The sequence below is a fragment of the Kitasatospora sp. NPDC059088 genome, from assembly GCF_042738155.1.
In the GTDB taxonomy this organism is placed as follows: Bacteria; Actinomycetota; Actinomycetes; order Streptomycetales; family Streptomycetaceae; genus Kitasatospora.
The window spans coordinates 390-20,195 of sequence record NZ_JBHYGR010000158.1 but is presented as its reverse complement, the minus strand read 5'-3'; the positions used below and the strand labels follow the sequence as shown (position 1 = coordinate 20,195).

Annotated in this window: 20 protein-coding genes; 12 read left to right on the top strand and 8 right to left on the bottom strand. The window is 74.0% G+C overall.

What is annotated here, in order from left to right; translation table 11 throughout:
* Positions 1-79 precede the first annotated feature (79 nt).
* Together ACFWXO_RS39790 and ACFWXO_RS39785 are read right to left on the bottom strand one after the other, a co-directional pair.
* Positions 80-241, bottom strand: a complete 162-nt coding sequence (locus ACFWXO_RS39790) for a hypothetical protein (RefSeq protein ID WP_380530751.1) — start codon at positions 239-241, stop codon at positions 80-82.
* Positions 242-309: 68 nt separating this feature from the next.
* The gene (locus tag ACFWXO_RS39785) at positions 310-513 is read right to left on the bottom strand and encodes a CsbD family protein (protein ID WP_380530748.1); all 204 of its coding nucleotides are present in this window, start codon (positions 511-513) and stop codon (positions 310-312) included.
* 152 nt (positions 514-665) lie between these two features.
* Here ACFWXO_RS39785 and ACFWXO_RS39780 point away from each other — a divergent pair, with 152 nt between their 5' ends.
* The 4 genes from ACFWXO_RS39780 to ACFWXO_RS39765 all read left to right on the top strand — a co-directional run bounded on the left by ACFWXO_RS39780 (position 666) and on the right by ACFWXO_RS39765 (position 3,789).
* Complete coding sequence (locus tag ACFWXO_RS39780) at positions 666-1,382, top strand: TetR/AcrR family transcriptional regulator (protein WP_380530745.1); 717 nt, start codon at positions 666-668, stop codon at positions 1,380-1,382.
* Between the two features lie 139 nt (positions 1,383-1,521).
* A complete protein-coding gene (locus ACFWXO_RS39775; RefSeq protein WP_380530742.1) occupies positions 1,522-2,679 on the top strand; it encodes an FAD-dependent oxidoreductase in 1,158 nt (385 codons plus the stop codon).
* 75 nt (positions 2,680-2,754) lie between these two features.
* Positions 2,755-3,375 (top strand): TMEM175 family protein, encoded by a 621-nt coding sequence (locus ACFWXO_RS39770; RefSeq protein ID WP_380396482.1) that lies wholly within the window; start codon positions 2,755-2,757, stop codon positions 3,373-3,375.
* A gap of 54 nt (positions 3,376-3,429) precedes the next feature.
* Positions 3,430-3,789 carry a nuclear transport factor 2 family protein gene (locus tag ACFWXO_RS39765; protein ID WP_380530739.1) on the top strand — a complete coding sequence of 120 codons (360 nt, stop codon included), beginning with the start codon at positions 3,430-3,432 and terminating at the stop codon, positions 3,787-3,789.
* Between the two features lie 37 nt (positions 3,790-3,826).
* On the opposite strand, the gene ACFWXO_RS39760 is transcribed toward ACFWXO_RS39765, so the two are convergent.
* Positions 3,827-4,750, bottom strand: coding sequence for an NADP-dependent oxidoreductase (locus ACFWXO_RS39760; protein ID WP_380530736.1), 924 nt, complete (start codon positions 4,748-4,750; stop codon positions 3,827-3,829).
* 137 nt (positions 4,751-4,887) lie between these two features.
* Between ACFWXO_RS39760 and ACFWXO_RS39755 the strand changes: the two genes are divergently transcribed.
* Positions 4,888-5,931: a GlxA family transcriptional regulator gene (locus ACFWXO_RS39755; RefSeq protein WP_380530733.1), complete on the top strand. Its 1,044-nt coding sequence runs from the start codon at positions 4,888-4,890 to the stop codon at positions 5,929-5,931.
* A 66-nt stretch (positions 5,932-5,997) separates the two neighbouring features.
* Here the strand turns inward: ACFWXO_RS39755 and ACFWXO_RS39750 are convergent, their stop codons facing one another.
* Both ACFWXO_RS39750 and ACFWXO_RS39745 read right to left on the bottom strand, forming a co-directional pair.
* On the bottom strand, positions 5,998-7,098 hold the full coding sequence (locus ACFWXO_RS39750) for a sensor histidine kinase (protein WP_380530730.1): 1,101 nt from the start codon (positions 7,096-7,098) through the stop codon (positions 5,998-6,000).
* A complete protein-coding gene (locus tag ACFWXO_RS39745) occupies positions 7,091-7,828 on the bottom strand; it encodes a response regulator transcription factor (protein WP_380530727.1) in 738 nt (245 codons plus the stop codon). Before ACFWXO_RS39745 ends, ACFWXO_RS39750 begins: the two co-directional genes overlap by 8 nt.
* Positions 7,829-7,914: 86 nt before the next feature.
* Between ACFWXO_RS39745 and ACFWXO_RS39740 the strand changes: the two genes are divergently transcribed.
* Positions 7,915-9,057 (top strand): endonuclease/exonuclease/phosphatase family protein, encoded by a 1,143-nt coding sequence (locus ACFWXO_RS39740; protein ID WP_380530724.1) that lies wholly within the window; start codon positions 7,915-7,917, stop codon positions 9,055-9,057.
* A 47-nt stretch (positions 9,058-9,104) separates the two neighbouring features.
* Here ACFWXO_RS39740 and ACFWXO_RS39735 read toward each other — a convergent pair whose 3' ends face one another.
* Complete coding sequence (locus tag ACFWXO_RS39735) at positions 9,105-10,250, bottom strand: hypothetical protein (RefSeq protein ID WP_380530721.1); 1,146 nt, start codon at positions 10,248-10,250, stop codon at positions 9,105-9,107.
* A 251-nt stretch (positions 10,251-10,501) separates the two neighbouring features.
* Between ACFWXO_RS39735 and ACFWXO_RS39730 the strand changes: the two genes are divergently transcribed.
* The 3 genes from ACFWXO_RS39730 (at position 10,502) to ACFWXO_RS39720 (ending at position 14,812) form a co-directional block, all read left to right on the top strand.
* Entirely contained in the window at positions 10,502-12,193 is a 1,692-nt protein-coding gene (locus ACFWXO_RS39730; RefSeq protein ID WP_380530718.1) for a serine hydrolase, read from the top strand.
* 314 nt (positions 12,194-12,507) lie between these two features.
* A complete protein-coding gene (locus tag ACFWXO_RS39725) occupies positions 12,508-14,322 on the top strand; it encodes an alkaline phosphatase family protein (RefSeq protein WP_380530715.1) in 1,815 nt (604 codons plus the stop codon).
* A 214-nt stretch (positions 14,323-14,536) separates the two neighbouring features.
* Positions 14,537-14,812: a hypothetical protein gene (locus ACFWXO_RS39720; protein WP_380530712.1), complete on the top strand. Its 276-nt coding sequence runs from the start codon at positions 14,537-14,539 to the stop codon at positions 14,810-14,812.
* Between the two features lie 59 nt (positions 14,813-14,871).
* On the opposite strand, the gene ACFWXO_RS39715 is transcribed toward ACFWXO_RS39720, so the two are convergent.
* Positions 14,872-15,438 (bottom strand): TetR family transcriptional regulator, encoded by a 567-nt coding sequence (locus tag ACFWXO_RS39715; protein ID WP_380530709.1) that lies wholly within the window; start codon positions 15,436-15,438, stop codon positions 14,872-14,874.
* 220 nt (positions 15,439-15,658) lie between these two features.
* Here ACFWXO_RS39715 and ACFWXO_RS39710 point away from each other — a divergent pair, with 220 nt between their 5' ends.
* Positions 15,659-16,843 carry an MFS transporter gene (locus tag ACFWXO_RS39710; RefSeq protein WP_380530706.1) on the top strand — a complete coding sequence of 395 codons (1,185 nt, stop codon included), beginning with the start codon at positions 15,659-15,661 and terminating at the stop codon, positions 16,841-16,843.
* A 68-nt stretch (positions 16,844-16,911) separates the two neighbouring features.
* Complete coding sequence (locus ACFWXO_RS39705; RefSeq protein ID WP_380530703.1) at positions 16,912-17,301, top strand: nuclear transport factor 2 family protein; 390 nt, start codon at positions 16,912-16,914, stop codon at positions 17,299-17,301.
* A gap of 78 nt (positions 17,302-17,379) precedes the next feature.
* Here the strand turns inward: ACFWXO_RS39705 and ACFWXO_RS39700 are convergent, their stop codons facing one another.
* Positions 17,380-17,916, bottom strand: coding sequence for an NUDIX hydrolase (locus ACFWXO_RS39700; protein ID WP_380530700.1), 537 nt, complete (start codon positions 17,914-17,916; stop codon positions 17,380-17,382).
* 119 nt (positions 17,917-18,035) lie between these two features.
* Between ACFWXO_RS39700 and ACFWXO_RS39695 the strand changes: the two genes are divergently transcribed.
* Positions 18,036-19,559 carry an HD domain-containing phosphohydrolase gene (locus tag ACFWXO_RS39695; RefSeq protein ID WP_380530697.1) on the top strand — a complete coding sequence of 508 codons (1,524 nt, stop codon included), beginning with the start codon at positions 18,036-18,038 and terminating at the stop codon, positions 19,557-19,559.
* The last annotated feature ends 247 nt before the right edge of the window (positions 19,560-19,806 follow it).

Here is a 19,806-nt window from a genome sequence, read left to right as displayed (position 1 = left end):
TCGCCCCCGGAGCCCCCCGGGGGGGGGGGGGGGGGGGGGGGCGCCCCCCCCCCCCCCCCCCGATTCCGGTCGGCCCGTGCTACCTGCCGGCCCGGCGGCTGCCGAGCCGCAGGCCGCCGAACACCAGGCCGCCCACGAAGAGGACGATCCCGATCAGGAGCAGCCACAGCAGCCCCTTCACCAGGACGCCCACGAAGCCGAACACCACTGCGATGAGCAGGATGAACAGGAGTACTGCCATGTCGTTCCCCTTCCTCGCCCCGTCCGCGCACTCCCCGGCGGGTTCGTTCCCGCCGGGGGGCGCCATCGTCAGTGGTCGCGCTTGAGGGCCCCCTTGACTCGGTCGGCGGCGCCGCGCGCGGCGTCCTTGACGTCGTCCGCGGCCTGCTTGACCTTCGACTCGACCTGATCGGCCTGGCCCTCGCCCTTGAGCTTCTGGTCGCCGGTCACGTCCCCGGCCTTCTCCTTGGCCTTGCCGGTCAGATCCTGCGCCTTGTTCGACAGGCTGCTCATCCGGTCCTCCCGTGGTCCCTCGTCCGTCGGCGACGTGGCTCCGTCGCCGCTGTTCGTCTCCGTTTGCCCCGTAATCGCCCTTCCATGCACCGGGGCGGATCGGTGTCCGGACGGGCCCGGGCCGCCCCGAACGCGTTCGTTACGATCGGGGGATGACCGCGAGAAGAGAGCCGATCAGCCGCCGGGAGCGCCCGGCGAAGCCCGCCCTGTCCCGTCGGTGGATCGTCGACACCGCCGTACGGGTCATGCGGGCGGAGGGGCTGGAGAAGGTCACCATGCGCCGCCTGGCCGCGGAGCTGGACACCGGCCCGGCCTCGCTGTACGTCTACGTGGCCAACACCGCCGAGCTGCACGCCGCCGTCCTGGACGCCCTGCTGGGGGAGGTAGACCTGACCGGCGGGCGCCCCGACGGCGCCGCGGCCGTCGAGGGGGACGACTGGCGCGAGCGGCTCCGCGCCGTCCTGGCCTCCTACACCGCCGTGCTCTTCGCGCACCCCCAGCTCGCCCGCTCGGCCGTCGTGGCGCGGCCCAGCGGCGAGAACTACCTGCGGTTGGTGGAGTGCGTCCTCAGCCTGCTGTCCCGCAGCGGCGCCCCCCGGGAGCAGGTCGCCTGGGGCGTGGACAAGCTGCTCCAGGACGCCACCGCCACGGCGGCCGAGCACGCGACCCAGGCCCAGGACCCGGCGTCCGACGAGGCCTGGAGCGCCACCGCCCGGGCCCTGCGGACGGTGGACGAGGACACCCACCCGGCGATCCGGGCGCACATGCCCGTCCTGGTCGGCGGCTCGGCCGAGCAGCGCCTGCGCTGGGGCTTTGACGTGCTGGTCAACGGCATCACCGGGACGCCGGTCCCGGACGCGGAGGGCTGAACCCTCCCGTCCGGCGCCCCGCCCACCCGGGGCCTCGGTTGTCCGGGGTGCCGGGCGTCGGCACGCCCATGGACGAACTTGTTCGGAACGAACATGTTCGTTACCGTGGAGGAGTCCGGCCAGTCCTCAGGAGGCACCCATGAGCACCCACCACCCCATCGCGATCATCGGCGGCGGTCTCGGCGGTCTCACCGCCGCCCGCGTGCTGCACGTCCACGGCGTCCCGGCCGTCGTCTTCGAACTGGAGGCCTCCGCCGCCGCCCGGTCCCAGGGCGGCATGCTCGACATCCACGAGGAGACCGGTCAGCGGGCGCTGCGGGCGGCCGGCCTGTACGAGGACTTCCTGGGGCTCGTCCACGCGGGCGGTCAGGAGATGCGTCTGGTCGGCCCCGACACCGTGGTCCGCGTCGCGGAGCAGGACGACGGCACCGGCGGCCGCCCCGAGGTCTACCGCGGCGACCTGCGCGACCTGCTGCTGGCCTCGCTGCCCGAGGGCACCGTCCGCTGGGGGAGCAAGGTCACCGGCGTCCGACCCCTCGACGGCGGACGCCACGAGGTGACCTTCGCCGACGGGTCCACCGTCACCACCGACCTGCTGATCGGCGCCGACGGCGCCTGGTCCCGGGTGCGGCCGCTGCTCTCCGACGCCGTGCCCGCCTACACCGGCATCTCCTTCGCCGAGGCCGACCTGCACGACGCCGACGCCCGCCACCCGCGCAGCGCCGCCCTGATCGGCGGCGGCTTCTTCCTCGGCCTGGGCGGCGGCTGCGGCTTCCTCGCGCACCGGGAGAGCGACGGCAGCCTCCACGTCTACGCCGCCGTGCGGGCCGACGAGGGCTGGCTCGACACCGTCGACTTCACCGACCTCCCCGCCGCCCGGGCCGGCGTCCTCGCCCGCTTCGACGGCTGGCACGACGACCTGCGCGCCCTGGTCGCCGACGCGGACACCCTCACCCCGCGCCGCATCCACGCCCTGCCGGTCGGCCACCGCTGGGAGCCGACCCCGGGGGTGACGCTCCTCGGGGACGCCGCCCACCTGATGTCCCCGTTCGCGGGCGAGGGCGCCAACCTGGCCATGCTCGACGGCGCCGAACTCGCCGCGGCCCTGGTCGCCCACCCCGGCGACACCGCGGCCGCGCTGGCCGCCTACGAGACGGCCCTGTTCCCGCGCGCCGAGGCGTCCGCCGCGGACTCCGCCGCCAGCCTGGAGTCGATGTTCGGCGAGCACGGGCTCGACCGGATGGTCGAGTTCTTCACCCCCGCCCCCGCCTCCGCCCCCGCCCCCGCGGCCGAGTGACCGGCTGACCGGCGCGCCGGTGCTCCCGGCGCGTTGCGCGGCGGGGTGCGGCCGCCCGGCTGAGATGCTCGCCCGGTGGAGACCAGGGACACGGGCCGGATCGAGGCGTTCAGCGACGGGGTGTTCGCGATCGCGATCACCCTGCTGGTGCTGGAGATCAAGATCCCGCAGGCGCACGGGGCGGCGGAGCTGTGGCGGGCGCTCGGGGCGCAGTGGCCGTCCTACTTCGCCTACGTGGTGAGCTTCCTGGTGATCGGGGTGGTCTGGGTCAACCACCACACCCTGTTCGCCCACCTCGCCCGGGTCGACCGCACCCTGATGTTCCTCAACCTGCTGCTGCTCATGCTGATCTCCGTGCTGCCGTTCCCGACCGCCGTGGTCGCGCAGAACCTGCGCAACGGCTCGGCGGCGAACGTCGCGGCGGCCGTGTACGGCGCGGTGATGGTCGGTCAGGCGGTGCTGTTCTCCGCCTTCTGGAACCACGTCACGCGCACCGGCCGCTGCTTCGACGAGCAGGTGGACGTGCCGGCGGCCCGGGCCGCCCGTTGGCGGTTCGAACTGGGCCTGGTGGTCTACCCGCTCACCGTCGCGCTGGCCTTCCTCTCCGCCCCGGCGGCCCTCGCCGTCCACGGACTGCTGGCCGTCTACTACGGGTTCAACCAGGTGCGGGTGCCGCTGCTGGCGCAGGGGGCCTGACCGGATCGTGGAAACCACGGCCGGGGGAGCGGGAGTTGTCGTAGCGTCCGGGCCATGGACCACGCCTTCGCCACCCGCTTCGCCCAGGACTGGGCCGCCGCCTGGAACTCCCACGACCTGGAGCGCATCCTCGCCCACTTCACCGAGGACGTCGTCTTCGCCTCGCCCCGGATCGTCGAGCTGATCGGCGACCCGTCCGGCGAGGTGCGCGGCAAGGAGGCCCTGCGCGTCTACTGGCGCAAGGGCCTCCAGCACCTGCCCGACCTGCACTTCACCGTCGAGGACGTCCGGGCCTCCGTGGACACCCTCGTCATCAACTACCGCAACGAGCGCGGCCGGGCCGTCGCGGAGGTGCTCACCTTCCGCGACGGCCTGGTCTGCCACGGCCTCGGCGCGTACGGGCCGGAGGTGTAGGCCCTGTCCGGCCGTCACCGCCGCCGTGCCGGGACCGTCAGGCGACGGTCAGGACGATCTTGCCGGTGGTGCGGCCCTGCTCGCCGAGCTCATGGGCCTTCGCGGCCTGGTCGAGCGGGAGGACGGCCTCGACCACGGGCCGCAGTGCGCCCCGCTCGGCCAGGGCGGTGAGCTCGCGCAGGCCCAGGTGGTCGGGCTCGACCAGGACCCAGCTCGCGCTGACGCCCTCCTGTGCCGCGGGGACGTCGCCCGGGCCGGGGAGGGTGATCAGCCGGCCGCCGGGACGCAGCACCTTCAGGGACCGTGCGGCCGTCTCGCCGCCGAGCCCGTCGAGGACCACGTCCACGTCGGACACGGCCTCCTCGAAGCGGACCTCGCGGTAGTCGACCACCTCGTCCGCGCCCAGCTCGCGCAGCAGGTCGTGCTTGCCCGCGCTGGCCGTGCCGATGACGTACGCGCCGCGCGCCTTCGCGATCTGGACCGCCAGGTGGCCGACGCCACCGGCCGCCGCGTGCACCAGCACCCGCTCGCCGGGGCGCACGTCGGCGGCGTCGACCAGGGCCTGCCAGGCGGTCAGCCCGGCCAGCGGCAGCGCCGCCGCCTCCACGTGCGACAGGCCGGCCGGCTTCGGGGCGAGGTGCCGGGCCGGGGCGACGACGTACTCGGCGTAGCCGCCCGCCTGGCGCGGGAACAGCGGCATGCCGTAGACCTCGTCGCCGGGGCGGTGGTTGCTCACCCCGGGGCCGACGGCCTCCACCGTGCCGGAGACGTCCCAGCCGACCGCCGGCACCTCGCCCCACCCGATGAGCGCCCCGCTCGCCCTGGTCTTCCAGTCCACCGGGTTCACCCCGGCCGCGTGCACCTTCACCAGGACCTCGTTCATCCCCGGCTCGGGCCGCGCGACCTCCCGCTCCACCAGCTGCTCCGGGCCGCCCCACTGCTCCACCACGACTGCACGCATGTCCGTACGCCTTGCTCTCGTCGGATCCGGTCGATCCGTTCCACTGCCGGGCCTGCCCGGCGCAACGAGGTCAACCATTCCGTGCCCGGCACCAGCGCGGGGTTGGCCGTCCGGCCACTGTGTGACAGGATCTGGCCATGGCAAGGATCCGGCCGGAGGCCCCGCGGAACTGCTCGGACCCGGCGCCGTTGGCGCCCGATCCGCACCGGGTCGCGGTGCTGGCCCTGCCCGGGGTCCCGCCGTTCGAGCTGGGCATCCCCTCCCGGGTGTTCGGCAGCGCGGAGGACGCCGAGGGCCGCCGGCTCTACGAGGTCACGGTCTGCACCGCCGACGGGGCGGCCGTCCTCAGTGACGCGGGTTTCACCGTGCAGCCCGCCGCCGGGCCCGAGGCCCTGGCCGCGGCGGACACCGTGGTGATCCCGCCCACCCATGCGATGCCCGAGCTGGGCACCGGTGGCCCGCTGCCGCCCGAGGTCACGGCGGCCGTCGCCCGGATCCGCCCCGGCACCCGGCTGGTGTCGATCTGTTCCGGTTCCTACGTGCTCGCCGCGGCCGGGCTGCTCGACGGCCGGCCGGCCACCACCCACTGGAACCTCGCCCCCGAGTTCCGCCGGGCCTACCCCACGGTCAAGGTCGACGAGGAGGTGCTCTTCGTCGACGACGGCGACGTGCTCACCTCCGCCGGGGTGGCCGCGGGCGTCGACCTCTGCCTGCACCTGATCCGCCGCGACCACGGTGCGGCCACCGCCAACCGGGTCGCCCGGATGTGCGTCGTGCCGCCGTGGCGGGACGGCGGGCAGGCCCAGTACATCGACCGTCCCGTCCCCGACCCCACCATCGCGGGCACCACCGCCACCCGGGCCTGGGCGCTCGCCCACCTCGACGAGCCGCTGCCGCTCACCAGGCTCGCCGAGCACGCCCGGATGAGCCTGCGCTCCTTCACCCGGCGCTTCCGCGACGAGGTCGGCATGACGCCGGTCCAGTGGCTCACGGCCCAGCGGCTCGAACTGGCCAAGCAGCTCCTGGAGACCACGGACCTGCCCATCGACCTGGTCGCCCACCGGGCGGGCTTCGGCACCGCGAACTCCCTGCGCGCCCACATGCGGGCGGCCTTCGGCATCTCGCCCGCCTCCTACCGCCGCACCTTCGGCACGGACGACCGGGTGGCCGCACTCAGGTGACCGCCCCCGGCCGGTCGCGCCCGTACCAGGGTGGCCGTGCCCAGGTGCCCAGGTGCCCGGGCCCGGTCAGGGCGGCGCGGGCAGCTCCACCGTGACGCGCAGCCCGCCGCCCGGGCGCGGGCCGAGGGTGAGTGTCCCGTCGTGGGCCTCGGCGATGGACCGGACGATCGCCAGGCCCAGCCCGACGCCCGCGTGGTGGTTGCGGACGCGCCCGGTGCCGCGCTGGAACGGCTCGGTGAGCGTCGCGACCAGCTCCGGGGCGAGCGGCTCGCCGGTGTTCTCGACGACGAGCAGCGCGGCCCCCGGGCGGACCCGGGTGCCGACCCGTACGGTGCCGCCCGCGGGCAGGTTGTGGACGATCGCGTTGTGCACCAGGTTCACGGTCAGCTGGAGCAGGAGCGCCGGGGAGCCGGTGGTGGGGGCGGCGGCGCCGGAGGTCTCCACGGTGACGCCGTGCCGTTCCGCGAGCGGCAGCAGGGTCTCGGCCGCCTCCTCCGCCAGCAGGGACAGGTCGACCGGTTCCCGGGTGTAGGAGCGCTGGCCGGCCCGGCTGAGCAGGAGCAGCGCCTCGGTGAGTTCGATCGCCCGGGCGTTGACGACGTGGAGGCGGTCGATGACCACGCCGGGGTCCCGGTCGGGATCGCTCCGGGCGACGTCGAGGAGCGCCTTGGAGGTGGCCAGCGGGGTGCGCAGCTCGTGCGAGGCGTTGGCGGCGAACCGCTGCTGCGCGCCGACGTGGGCTTCGAGCCGGTCCAGCATGGTGTCGAAGGCGTCGGCGAGCTCGCGGAACTCGTCCGCGCGGCCCGGCAGCCGGATCCGGTGGGCGAGCGATCCGGTCGAGGCCAGCCTGGTGGCGGCGGTGATGCGGCTCAGCGGGGCCAGGACCCGGCCGGCCAGGATCCACCCGCCGACCAGGCCGAACACCAGCAGGAACGCCAGCACCAGGGCGGCCCGCGGGGCGAAGACGCGCAGCAGGTTGGAGCGGACCGGGAACACCCCGCGGGTCGGGAGGTCGGTGGAGCCGGGGATGAGGAACGCCCGGTCGGGGACGTAGCGGAGCAGGAACAGCCAGACCGCGGTGAGCAGCAGGACCGCGGCGACCATGAGGAACCCGGCGTAGCTGAGGGTGAGTTTCAGCCGGACGCTCGGCCCGGGCGCCCTACCCACGCGGCCCGCCGCCCTCGGGCCCGGAGCGGGAGCCGGATGCGGAGCCGGTGCCGGAGCCGGAGCCGGGCGGCGGCGCGTCGATGCGGTAGCCGACGCCCGGCACGGTGGCGATGATCCACGGCTCGCCGAGCCGCTTGCGCAGGGCCGAGACGGTGATCCGCACGGCGTTCGTCAACGGGTCGGCGTTCTCGTCCCAGGCCCGTTCGAGCAGCTCCTCGGAGCTGACCACGCCGCCCTCCGCGGCGACCAGGACGTCGAGCACGGCGAACTGCTTCCTGGTCAGTGCGACGAACCGGCCGTCCCGGTGGACCTCGCGCCGGAACGGGTCCACCCGCAGGCCCGCGAGCTCCCGCACCGGCGGCCTGCTGTGGCCGCGCCTGCGGTCCAGGGCCCGGAGCCGGAGCGCGAGTTCGCGCAGCTCGAAGGGCTTGGTGAGGTAGTCGTCGGCGCCCAGTTCGAACCCGGAGGCCTTTTGGTCGAGCCGGTCGGCCGCGGTGAGCATCAGGATCGGCTGGCCGCTGCCGGAGGCGACGATGCGCCGGGCGATCTCGTCCCCGGAGGTCCCGGGGACGTCCCGGTCGAGGACGGCGATGTCGTAGGCGTTGACGGCGAGCAACTCCAGCGCGGTGTCCCCGTCCCCCGCGATGTCGGCCGCGATCGCCTCCAGCCGCAGACCGTCCCGGATGGCCTCGGCCAGGTAGAGCTCGTCCTCGACGATCAGCACTCGCATCCCCCGATGCTACGAGCCGGCACCTATCGTCCGCGTATCGGAAAACGCATACGCCGGGGCAACGGACCGTTGCGTTGACTGGCGGCATGAACCACGAGCAGGGCAGGACGAGAACGGCCACGCACGACCGTGCGGAGCGGACGCCGGAGCGGACGCCGGAGCCGACCGCAGGACCCGGGGAGCCGACCGCAGAGCCGGGGGAGCCCGGCGCCCCGCGCGCGGCGCCGCTCCGGGTGCTCCGGGTGCTCCGCGCCGCCGCCCGGCCGGAGCCCTGGCAGCGCGGGCCGGTCCTCACCGCGCTGGCGCTGCTGCTCGGCCTGCTCCTGCTGCTGCACGCGCAGGTCCCGAACGCCGGGTGGCACCTCGGCAGCCTGGTGGAGAACCTCCTGCCGTGGTTCGGCCTGTTCGTCCCGCTGCTGCTGGCCGCCGCGTTGTGGCGGCGGTCCGCCGCCGCCGTGCTGGCGCTGCTGCTCCCGGTCGCGGCGTGGCTGAACCTCTTCGGCGGCCTACTCCTTGACAAGTCCCGCCCGGGCGGCGACCTCACCGTGGCCGAGCAGAACGTGAACGCCGACAACCCGGACCCGGACGCCACCGCACGCCACCTGGCCGGCTCCGGCGCGGACCTGCTGGCCCTGGTCGAGCTCACCCCGCAGGCGGCGGGCGCGTACGAGCAGGGGCTGGCGGCGGCGTACCCGTACCACGTGGTGCTGGGCACCGTCGGCCTCTGGAGCAGGCTGCCGCTGGGCGGGGCCGAGCCGATCGACGTGATCGACTACGGCCCGCTGGCGGAGCGCGCGCCGGCCGCCCGCGACCTGGCTGAGAACCGGGCGCTGCGCACCACGGTGACCACCGCCCGGGGGCCGCTGACCGTCTACGTGGCGCATCTGGGGTCCGTCCGGGTGACCCCCGCCACCGGCTTCTGGACGGCCTCCCGCGACATCGGCGTGCAGGCCCTCGGCCGCTCCCTCGCCGCCGACCGGAGCGAGCGGGCGCTGCTGCTCGGCGACCTGAACGGCACCCTGGACGACCGCGCGCTCGCCGGCCTCACCGCCGGGATGCGCTCGGCCCAGGACACGGCCGGGGACGGCTTCGGATTCAGCTACCCGGCCTCCTTCCCGATGGTGCGGATCGACCAGATCCTGCTGCGCGGAGTGACGGCGACCTACTCCCGGGTCCTGCCGGACGACGGCAGCGACCACCTGCCGGTGGCGGCCGGCATCCGGTGGTGAACCTCCTGCCCCGGACGGGGCAGGAGGGAGTCCGAACTGCGGTCGGATCAGGCCGACTTGGTGATGGTGTAGACGACGTAGACGCCGCACTGGGCGCCGGAGCCCTGCCGACTGACGACCCAGCCGGCCGGGATCGTGGAGGGCCCGCAGACCTGCATGCTGGTCTGGTCGGTGACCTTGACGATGGTGTACGTCCCGTAGGTGCCGCAGAGCGAGGAGTTGCTCTGGACCGCGGTGATCACCCAGCCCGCCGGGACGGCGGACTGCGCGCAGTCCTGGAGGGTGGTCTGGGTGGTGACCTTGAGCAGCGAGTACAGCGGGTAGTTGCCGCAGCCGGCGCCGTTCTGGGTCGAGGTGATCACCCAGCCGGTGGGCACGGGCGAGTTGCCGCAGGCCTGGATGCTGCTCTGGTTCGACAACTGGACGATGGTGTACGTCCCGTAGGTGCCGCAGGCGGCGGAGGTGGTCTGGATGGCGGTGATCACCCAGCCGCTGGGGAGGGCGGACTGTCCGCAGTCCTGGAGGGTGGTCTGGGTGGTGACCTTGAGCAGCGAGTACAGCGGGTAGTTGCCGCAGCCCGCGCCGTCCTGCATCGCGGTGATCACCCACCCCGTGGGCACGGGCCAGTTGCCGCAGGCCTGGACACTGGTCCGGTCGCCCAGCGGGACGAGGGTGTACGTGCTGTAGGTGCCGCAGGCCGGGGAGACGGTCTGGATCGCGGTGATCACCCAGCCCGGCGGGATCGGGGACTGCCCGCAGTCCTGGAGGACGGTCTGGGTGGTGACCTTGAGCAGCGAGTACAGCGGGTAGCTCCCGCAGGTGCCGGCACCGCTCTGCATCGCGGTGATCACCCAGCCGCTCGGGACCGGCCCGTTCGAGCAGGCCTGGACGGAGGTCAGGGCCGAGGCGTCGGCGATGGTGAACAGCCCGTAGCCGCTGCACCCGGACCACTGCTCACTGACGATCACCCAGCCGGTGGGCACCGGGGTGTAGCCGCAGATCGTCGTCGTGCCGGCGGCCTGCGGCGAGGCCTGCGAGGTCTGCGAGGCTTGCGAGGTCTGCGAGGCCGGTACGGTCCGGGCGGGCTGGGCCGCCTGGGCGGCCGGGGCGACCGCGAGGGTCAGGCCGCCCAGGATCAGCGCCGCCACCGTGAGCCAGCGGGACAGGGACCGTATCGGTCCGAGCAGTCGCATCCGTCGTTCTCCTGATCGTTCGGGCCAGTTGGCGCCTGAGAGCTTGGCAGGCCCGGGCACGCGTGACCAGACCCTCGGCGGCCCGGAGCTTCCGGTGCTGTGCCGCAGCCCGCCGCCGGACGGGTGGATTCCGTGGGGGACAGCGCGCGGCGGCCGCCTGGGGCGCGTGGAGCCGTTCACACTCCCGCCGTACGGCGGACGGCGGCACCGACGGACCTGGAGCCGCGCCGCCTTGACGAGGGAGGACCCCGATGGATCGTCACGGCGCAGCCCGCCACGCAGGCGACCACGCAGCCCGCCGCACCGCCCACGGCCCCGGCCGGGCCGTGGGCGCACCGGCGCTGGCGGCCCTGCTGCTGAGCGGCCCGCTGCTCGCCGGGTGCACCTCGGCGGCCGCCACCGACCCCGAGGCCGCGCCCACGCAGTCCCCCTCCGCCGCGCCCTCCTCCGCCCCGGCCACCGCGCCGCCCGCCCAGCCGGCGCCGCAGCTGACGGACCAGCAGGTGAACTCCGCCGTGGGCCGGATCGACGGCTACGTGCAGGACGCCATGGCGAAGACCGGCGTCCCCGGGGTGGCGGTCGCCGTGGTGTACCAGGACAAGGTGATCCACGCGAAGGGCTTCGGCGTCCGGCAGCTCGGCAAGCCCGACCAGGTGGACCCGGACACCGTGTTCCAGCTGGCCTCGGTCTCCAAGCCGATCTCCTCGACGGTGGTCGCCGGGGCGGTCGGCCAGAAGGTCGCCACCTGGGACGACCCGGTCACCTCCCACGACCCGGGCTTCGCGCTGGCCGACCCGTACGTGACGGACCACGTGACGATCGCCGACCTGTTCTCGCACCGCAGCGGCCTGCCCGACCACGCCGGCGACCTGCTGGAGGACCTCGGCTACCAGCGCGACTACATCGTCCAGCACCTGCGCGACCAGCCGCTCAGCCCGTTCCGGGCGACCTACGCCTACACCAACTACGGCCTGACCGAGGCGGCGGTGGCCGTCGCCAAGGCCAAGGGGGTGGCCTGGGAGGACCTCGCGGCGGACGTCCTCTACAAGCCGCTGGGGATGGGCTCCACCAGCTCCCGGCGCTCCGACTACGACGCCGCGGGCAACAAGGCGGCGCCGCACGTGAAGACGGACGGCGGCTGGCAGGTCAGCACCACCGAGAACGCCGACTCGCAGTCCCCGGCCGGCGGGGTGAGCTCCACCGTGCAGGACCTCGCCCGCTGGATGCGGTTGCAGCTCGCCGACGGGAAGTTCGAGGGCCGGGCGGTGATCGACCCGGCGGCCCTGAACGAGACCCGCACCCCGCACTACGTCAACAGCCCGCCGAGGGCGCCGGCCGCCACCGCGGGCTTCTACGGCCTCGGCTGGAACGTGAACACCGACCCCGAGGGGCGGTTGCGGCTGAACCACTCCGGCGGCTTCGAGCTGGGCGCGGCGACCACGGTGACCCTGCTGCCCTCCGAGCAGCTGGGGATCGTGGTGCTGACCAACGGCCAGCCGACCGGCCTCCCGGAGGCGGTCGCCGAGGAGTTCTTCGACCTCGCCCAGAACGGTCGCGAGACGGTCGACTGGCTGTCCTTCCTCGGCAAGGTGGTCCCCGCCGCCGCGGCGAGCCCCGTCTCGAAGACCGACTACGCCAAGCCCCCGGCCGGAGCCGCCCCGGCCAAGCCGAACTCCGCCTACACCGGGACGTACGGCAGCGGCTACTACGGGCCGCTGACCGTCGGCGAGCAGGACGGCGGGCTGGTGATGACGGTGGGGCCCGCCGGGCTGCGGTACCCGCTGACGCACTTCGACGGCGACGTGTTCAGCTTCGCCAGCAAGGGCGAGAACGCGGTCGGCCTGTCCGGGGTGACCTTCACGGTCGGCGGCGACGGGCGGGCCGCCAAGGTGGTCGTCGAGCAGCTGGACGTGGACGGCCTCGGGACCTTCACCCGTTCCTGACGTCCAGTTCCTGACGTCCGGTTCCTGGTGTCCCGTTCCTGAGGCCCGCTTCTCGGCGTCCCGTTCCTGACGTCCTGCGCGCGAGGCCACCGGGCCCCGACCGCCCCCCCCGGAGCTGCGACGGACCGTCCGTCGGCCGCTCCCGGGAGGGCGGTGCGGGGCCCGCTGCGCGAAGTTGTCTGACCAAGTTCGGCCCGTGTTCGCCCGCGCGCCCTTCCCCGGGCGGCGCGGAACCGGTACTTCTGTGTCCCGCCCGTGGTGCACCGCCACCGGGCACCCACCCTCACGCAACCACACGGGACGAGGTACCCCCCATGCGACTTCGCTGGAGCCCCTTCGGCGGACTGCTCGCCACCCTCCCGCTCGTCGGCGCACTGGTCGTCGGCGCCCCCGCCGGCGCCCAGGCGGCGGGCGGCAGCGGCAACCTGATCGTCAACGGCGACGCCGAGGCCGGCGGCTACTGCACCAACGACTGGAGCGCTGCCACCACCGTCCCGGGCTGGACCGTCCAGGCCGGCGGGATCGACGTGATGTGCTCCACGGTCGGCTCCTTCGGCCTGCCGGGCGACGGGCAGACCGCCGGCAAGGCCTTCTTCGCACCGGGCAACTTCGGGGACGGCTCGATGAGCCAGACCGTCGACGTCTCCTCGGCGGCCACCGCGATCGACGGCGCCGGCGTGCACTACAACCTGGCGGGCTGGCTGGGCGGTTGGACCACGTACGGCGGCTACGCCGCGGTGAGCCTGCACTTCCAGGACGCCGGCGGCAACCCGCTCGGCGCCACCGCCAAGCTGCCCACCGTCTCCGCGACCGACCGCGGCCTGGGCACCAAGTTCCTCTCCCGCAACGCCACCGGCGCCGTCCCGGCCGGGACCCGCTCGATCCAGGTCGAGGTGCAGTTCCTCTCCACCACGAACGAGACCGGCTACCTGGACAACCTCTCGCTCACCCTCGACACCCCGGTCGCCGCGCCCGCGCCGATCGCCCCGCCGGCCTCCCGAGTGCCGGGCTACGACCACGTGTTCACCGTCATGATGGAGAACACCGACTACGCCCAGATCATGAACGACCCGGCGGACACCCCGTTCATCCACAGCCTGATGTCCCAGGGCGCCACCCTCACCGACTCGCACGGTGTCTACCACCCCAGCGACGAGAACTACCTGGCGATCGCGGGCGGCGACACCTACACCAAGGGCGCCACCTACTGGCCCAACATCAACTCCCCGCAGCGCAACCTCGGCGACACCATCGAGGACGCCGGCAAGACCTGGAAGGCCTACGAGCAGGGCATGGGCACGCCCTGCAACACCACCAAGGCCTACGACAGCTCCTACATGCCCGACGACGCGCCGTTCATCAACTACACCGACATCAGCGGCAACCCGGCCCGCTGCGCGGCCCACCTGTTCGACACCTCGCAGCTGACCACCGACCTCAAGTCGGCGGCCACCACGCCGAACTTCTCCTGGATCGCCGCCGACGACTACTACGACGGCGAGGCCTCCGGCAACGGCAGCGCCACCAGCCTCAAGACCCAGGACGGCTGGCTGCAGCAGACCCTCGCCCCGGTGCTGTCCTCCCCGGCCTGGACCCAGCAGCGCTCGCTGCTCGTGCTGACCTGGGACGAGAGCCAGAACGAGGGCTACAACCACCTGGCCACCGTCGTCGTCGGCTCCCAGGGCACCGTTCCGGCCGGGACCAGCAGCCCGCTGCACTACGACCACTACAGCATCGGCCGGACCTTCGAGTCCGCCCTCGGGCTGCCCGGCCTGACCGCCAACGACACCTACGCGACGCCGCTGAACGCCGCCTTCGCGCCGTCCACCGCGACCGGCCCGACCCTGACCGGCGACCTCAACGCGGTTGCCGCCGGCGGCAACCTCACCCTGCGCTACGCCCTGCCCACCGCCGCCCAGGCCGGTGCCAAGAACTGGATCGGCTTCTACCCGGCGGGCGTCACCCCGGGCTCCCGCTCCTCGCTCACCTGGTCCTACGCCCCGAACCAGAGCGGCGCCCTCACGTTCGCCAGCGGCAAGCTCGGCGGCGCGGGCCGGTACGACGCGTACCTCCTGGCCAACGACGGCTACTCGGTGCTGGCCGGTCCGTTCACCGTCACCGTCGGCTGACGACGGGAGAAAGCCGAGGGGGCCCGCTCGGAGAAGTCCGGGCGGGCCCCTTGCCCTTCCCCCGTCCGGGGTGCGGCCGCCGCCGGCCGCGGCCGTGACCGACCCTGCCGCTGAGCTGGACCTGAGCTGGACCTGACAGGCAACTTGCCCGAATCGCTGCGGAGTTCGGCGATTGGTTGAGACCATTCCGGTGAAATCGAGACCGGGAGTGGCCTTGTCCGTGCCGACCGCCGGGTTGTCCGTGCGCGCCCGCATCCTGCTGACCGTCACCGCCGTACTGCTGCTCGCGGCGGCCGCCTTCGGCTTCCACCGCGCGATCGGAGTGCACAACTCCGACCGTTTCAGGGGGTGTTGGCAGCTCACCCCGGCCCCCCGCGCCCCGCACCGCTGCGGCGCCCCACCGTCGTCGGTCCGGACCTCGGCCGCCGCCCCGCTGCCCGGCGTGAAGGTCACCCGGCGGGCGACACCGGGTGGTGCGGTGTCGAAGTGAGGGCGGGGCGGGGCGGCGAAGATCGTCCCAGCGGCCCGCTGCGGGGGTTGGGCGCCGGGCTACGCCTGCTCGGCCGGCGTGCCCGGGGCGGGGAGGGTCCCGACGGCGCGGGCGATGTCGGAGCGGAGCTCGTCCAGGCTGTGGTCGGGGCCGAGGACCATGCGGCGGAGCTGGGGCATGGCCAGGCTCCAGCCGACCAGGCCGAGGGCGAAGAACAGGCGGGTGCGGGGGTCGCCGCTGCCCTGGGCGGCCTGGAGCTTGTCCTGGTAGTGGCGGGTGCGGGCCTCCTCGCCGGGGACGGGCCCGTCGCCGAGTTCGAGGGCCTCCCACATGAGCAGCCGCAGCGCCTCGGGGTGAGCGCGGTGGTAGTCGAAGAGGCGCTCGGCGTAGGCGGGCAGGTCGTCGTCGCCGGGCGGGACGGCCTCGGCGAGGTCGGCCATCAGGCGTTCGAGGACGGCGGCGAAGAGCTTGTCCTTGTCGCCGAAGTAGTCGTAGATCGCCCGCTTGTTGGCCCGGGCCTGGGCGGCGATGCGGTCCACCCGGGCGCCGGCGACGCCGTGGGCGGCGAATTCGGCGGCCGCCGCCGTGAGGATCCGCTCTTTGGTCGCCGTCGAGTCGTAGGCCATGGAGCGATGGTAACGAACCGGTTCGTTTGACGATCCCGCGGCGGTCTGCGACGCTCTCCCCGAGCTTCCGAACCAACTGGTTCGTTCGAATGGAGTGGTGATGCCCAGGACCGGTCCGCCCGCGCCTACCTCGCTCGTGCCCGCCTCGCCCGCGCCTACCTCGCGTGCGCCCGTCCCACCTGCGCCCGTTCCGTCGCCGCCCGCCGAGCTGGGTCGGCGGATGCCGCTGGTGATGGCGCTGGCCTGCGGCGTCAGCGTGGCGAACGTCTACTTCCCGCAGGCCCTCGCCCCGCTCGTCGCCGACGGCTTCGGCATCGCGCCGGGCGCGGCGGCGGGCGTGGCCACGGTCACCCAACTCGGCTACGCCGCCGGGATCTTCCTGCTCGTCCCGCTCGGCGACCGGCTGCCCCGCCGCCCGTTGATCAGCGTGCTGCTGGCCGTGACGGGCTGCGCACTGCTCGCCGCCGGGCTCGCCCCGAGCAGCGGTCTCCTGCTCGCCGCCGGTGCCGTCGTCGGCCTGGCCACGGTCGTCCCGCAACTGCTGCTGCCCCTGGCGGCCGGCCTGGTCGCACCCGACCGGCGCGGCGCCGTGATCGGCACCCTCCAGGGCGGCCTGATCGGCGGGATCCTGCTGGCCCGCACCTTCGGCGGCGTGCTCGGCGACCACCTCGGCTGGCGCGCCCCCTACCTGGTCGCCGCCGGGCTCACCGGCCTGCTCGCGCTCGTCCTCGCCCTGGCCTTGCCCAGCACCGCGCCCGCCACCCGCGAGCGGTACCCGGCGCTGCTCGCGGACACCGTACGGATGCTCCGCACCGAGCCGGCCCTGCGCCGCTCCGCGCTCTACCAGGCCACCCTCTTCGCCGGGTTCAGCGCCGCCTGGACGGCACTCGCCCTGGTGCTCACCGGGCCCCACTACCGGATGGGCGCCCAGGCGGTCGGCCTGCTGGCCCTGATCGGCGCGGCCAGCATGTTCTGCGCCCCGGCCGCCGGCCGCTGGGTCGACCGGCACGGCCCGGACCGGGTGAACGGCTGGTGCATCGCGGCCACCCTCGCCGCGGCCGCCGTGCTCACCGCGGGCGCGGCGGGCGGAGCGATCGGCCTGGCCGGGCTCGTCGTCGGCCTCCTGCTGCTGGACGTGGCGGTGCAGTGCAGCCAGGTCGCCAACCAGGCCCGGATCTTCGCCCTGAACCCGGCGGCCCGGAGCCGACTGAACACCGCCTACATGACCTGCTCGTTCCTCGGCGGCAGCGCCGGATCCTGGCTGGGCATCCGGGCCCACGCCCGCTGCGGCTGGCCAGGGGTGTGCGCCCTCATCGCCCTCGCCGCGGCCGTCGCCCTCGCCGCCCGACTGCGTCGACCCGGCCGTACGGACACACCGTCGACGCCCCCGGCCGAGGCCGGGTGAACGGCCGCCGGGCCTCCGCCGCTTCCACGCCCCCGACCCTCCCGCTCCACCATCCGAAAGGACCTTCCATGACCTTCCCCGCCATGCCCGCCGCCGTCCTCCAGTTCTTCCGCGCCTCCCAGGACGGCGACGCCGACGCCTGGGCGGCCGCCTTCGCGGAGGACGGCGTCTTCCACGACCCCGTCGGCACCGCGCCGATCACCGGACGCGCAGCGATCCACGAGTTCATCGCCTCCGTGCTGCCCAACTTCCGGCCCTTCCTCGGCCTCACGCCCCTGGAGGCCCACACCGTCGGCCACCACGTCGCCGTCTCCTGGCGCGGCGCCGCCGTCGCCCTGGACGGCAAGCCGGTCAACTGGTCCGGCATCAACGTCTACGAACTGGACGACACCGGCCTCATCCGGGAGGCCAGGGCGTACTTCAACAGCGCCGTCTTCCAGGCCCAGTTGACCGGTTGACCGCCTGACCGCCTGAGCCCGGCCCACCGGGCGTGGCGGGGCTGTCGGCGGCACGAAGTCGGCTGCCCCGCCCGCCGGTCAGAGGATCCGAAGGCGGTCGAGGGCGAGGTAGGCCGCCGCCGTGTCGGTCATCGCACCCCGGCGGAGCACGCGGTCGCGGAACTCCTGGAGGGGGAGGGTGACCACGTCGATGAACTCCGTGCGTTCGGGGTCCGGTTCGGCGACGCGCACGCAGTCGGTGGCGAGGAAGGCGTAGCGGCGGATGGTGGAGTAGGCGTCGTGCCAGTAGGAACCGGCCTCGGTGATGGTGCCCTGGTAGCCGGTCTCCTCCAGCAGTTCACGGCCGATGGCGTCCATGGCCCGTTCACCGGGATCGATGACGCCCCCGGGAAGTTCGTGCAGCACGCGGTCGGGCCCGGGGCGGTACTGGCGGGCCAGGATGACCTGCCGGTCAGGGGTGAGCGCGAGCACGGCGGCGCCCGGACGCTCGCGTTTGAGGTAGAACTCCTCCTGCTGTCCGTCCGGCATCTCGAAGTGGACCTGATCGACGGCCCGGCCGAACTTCTCGAAGACGGTCGTGCGTTGGATCTCGCGCCACGGCGTGGTGTCGGTCATGCGAGGACTGTACGGGGCCGGGCCCGGTAGGAGACCGGGCTTCCTCCACCGATCGAGATCAGGGCGCGTGGGGGCGTAGCGTGGTGATGGTGACGAGCCGCGCGACGGGCGGAGCGGGGGTGCGTCTGGCGGAGCTGGTGGCCGCGCTCTCCCTGGGCGTGGACCTGGGGTTCGGCCAGCCGATGGAGCACGTGCTGCGCCAGTGCCTGATCGCGTTGCGACTGGCCGAGCGGCTCGGCCTGGACGACGACACCCGGTTGGTCGTCTACTACACAGCGTTGCTGGTCAACGTCGGCTGCCATTCGGACGCGCACGAGCAGGCGAAGTGGTTCGGCGACGACATCACGTTGAAGTCCGGCAAGTACGCCCACGAGCAGCGCAGTCTGGCGGGTGCGGCGGCGACGCTGCGGTTGATCGGATCGGGCAACCCGCCGCTGCACCGGTTCCGGGTCGGCCTGGAGTTCACGCTCGGCGGGTTCCGCGAGATGAACGGGATGATCAGCTCGCACTCGGCGCTGGCCCGCGAGCTCGCCCGCCGGCTCGGTCTGCCGGACGCCGTGCAGGAGGCGGTGGCCTGTTCGTACGAGCAGTGGGACGGGCGCGGCTGGCCGGGAGAGCGCAAGGGCGAGGCCGTGCCGCTGCCCTCCCGGCTCGCTCAGCTGTCCGAGTACGTCGAGGTGGCACACCGGATCGGCGGGACCGGCGCGGCCACGGCGCTGGCCAGGCGTCGGGCGGGGACGCAGTTCGATCCCGGGCTCACGGCCGAGTTCTGCCGGGAGCCCGAGGAGATCGTGGGCGGGCTGGACACGGTCCGTACCTGGGAGGCGGTGATCGGGGCCGAGCCCGCGCTCGGCGTGCGGCTCGGGGAGGAGGAGTTCGACGCGGCGCTGCTCGCGGTCGCCGACTTCGTGGATCTGAAGTCCCCGTACACGCTGGGCCACGGCCGTGCCGTGGCGGCGCTGGCCGAGGCGGCGGCGCTCGGGCTGCGGATGGGTCCGGCCGAGGTGACGACGCTGCGCCGGGCCGGCCTGGTGCACGGCCTGGGCCGCCTCGGCGTCTCCAACGCGATCTGGGACAAACCGGGACCGCTGGGCGCGGGGGAGTGGGAACGGGTCCGGCTGCAGACCTATCTGACGGAGCGGATGCTCCGGCAGTCCCCGGCGCTCGCGCCCCTCGGCGAGGTCGCCGTGCAGTACCGCGAACGGCTGGACGGCTCCGGCTACCCGCGCGGGCTCGCGGGCGGCGCGATCTCCTGGCCGAGCCGGATCCTGGGCGTCGCGGACGCGTACCGGTCGATGACCGAGCCGCGCCCGCACCGGGCGGCGCTCCGGGCGGCGGAGGCCGCCGCGCAGCTGCACGCCGAGGTCGCCGCCGGACGCCTGGATGGCGAGGCGGTCGCCGCGGTCCTCGCGGCCGCCGGGCACCGCACGCCCCGGCGCGGCGCCGGGCCCGCGGGCCTGACCACCCGGGAGATCGACGTGCTGCGGCTGCTGGCCCGCGGCTGCTCCAGCAAGGAGATCGCCGCACGGCTGGTGATCTCGCCCAAGACCGCGCGCAACCACATCGAGCACATCTACGCCAAGATCGGGACCTCGACCCGGGCCTCGGCCTGCCTCTTCGCGGTGCAGCACGGTCTGCTCTGAGATGGTGTTCGGTAGGGGAATCCCCCCAACTGTCCGGCTTTCACTGGCGCGGCACGGACTCGGTTCCAGGATCCCGTAGCGGCCGGGCCCGCGTCAGCGGTATTGATCAACCGTGACGGAACGACGCCGGTACCCCTCGGACCTGAAAGACGATCAGTGGCAGCTCATCGAGCCGATGCTGCTGCGCTGGCGGGTGGGGGGGGGGCGCGGGGGGGCGGGCGCGCCCCCCCACACGCGAAAGGTAGTA

Excerpts from the sequence above, each read along its gene's own strand:
- ACFWXO_RS39765 (WP_380530739.1), top strand. The coding sequence starts at position 3,430 with ATGGACCACGCCTTCGCCACCCGCTTCGCCCAGGACTGGGCCGCCGCC.
- ACFWXO_RS39735 (WP_380530721.1), bottom strand. The coding sequence starts at position 10,250 with ATGCGACTGCTCGGACCGATACGGTCCCTGTCCCGCTGGCTCACGGTG.
- ACFWXO_RS39725 (WP_380530715.1), top strand. The coding sequence starts at position 12,508 with ATGCGACTTCGCTGGAGCCCCTTCGGCGGACTGCTCGCCACCCTCCCG.
- ACFWXO_RS39775 (WP_380530742.1), top strand. The coding sequence starts at position 1,522 with ATGAGCACCCACCACCCCATCGCGATCATCGGCGGCGGTCTCGGCGGT.
- ACFWXO_RS39730 (WP_380530718.1), top strand. The coding sequence starts at position 10,502 with ATGGATCGTCACGGCGCAGCCCGCCACGCAGGCGACCACGCAGCCCGC.
- ACFWXO_RS39700 (WP_380530700.1), bottom strand. The coding sequence starts at position 17,916 with ATGACCGACACCACGCCGTGGCGCGAGATCCAACGCACGACCGTCTTC.
- ACFWXO_RS39745 (WP_380530727.1), bottom strand. The coding sequence starts at position 7,828 with ATGCGAGTGCTGATCGTCGAGGACGAGCTCTACCTGGCCGAGGCCATC.
- ACFWXO_RS39710 (WP_380530706.1), top strand. The coding sequence starts at position 15,659 with ATGCCGCTGGTGATGGCGCTGGCCTGCGGCGTCAGCGTGGCGAACGTC.
- ACFWXO_RS39740 (WP_380530724.1), top strand. The coding sequence starts at position 7,915 with ATGAACCACGAGCAGGGCAGGACGAGAACGGCCACGCACGACCGTGCG.
- ACFWXO_RS39785 (WP_380530748.1), bottom strand. The coding sequence starts at position 513 with ATGAGCAGCCTGTCGAACAAGGCGCAGGATCTGACCGGCAAGGCCAAG.
- ACFWXO_RS39715 (WP_380530709.1), bottom strand. The coding sequence starts at position 15,438 with ATGGCCTACGACTCGACGGCGACCAAAGAGCGGATCCTCACGGCGGCG.
- ACFWXO_RS39755 (WP_380530733.1), top strand. The coding sequence starts at position 4,888 with ATGGCAAGGATCCGGCCGGAGGCCCCGCGGAACTGCTCGGACCCGGCG.
- ACFWXO_RS39780 (WP_380530745.1), top strand. The coding sequence starts at position 666 with ATGACCGCGAGAAGAGAGCCGATCAGCCGCCGGGAGCGCCCGGCGAAG.
- ACFWXO_RS39705 (WP_380530703.1), top strand. The coding sequence starts at position 16,912 with ATGACCTTCCCCGCCATGCCCGCCGCCGTCCTCCAGTTCTTCCGCGCC.
- ACFWXO_RS39790 (WP_380530751.1), bottom strand. The coding sequence starts at position 241 with ATGGCAGTACTCCTGTTCATCCTGCTCATCGCAGTGGTGTTCGGCTTC.
- ACFWXO_RS39760 (WP_380530736.1), bottom strand. The coding sequence starts at position 4,750 with ATGCGTGCAGTCGTGGTGGAGCAGTGGGGCGGCCCGGAGCAGCTGGTG.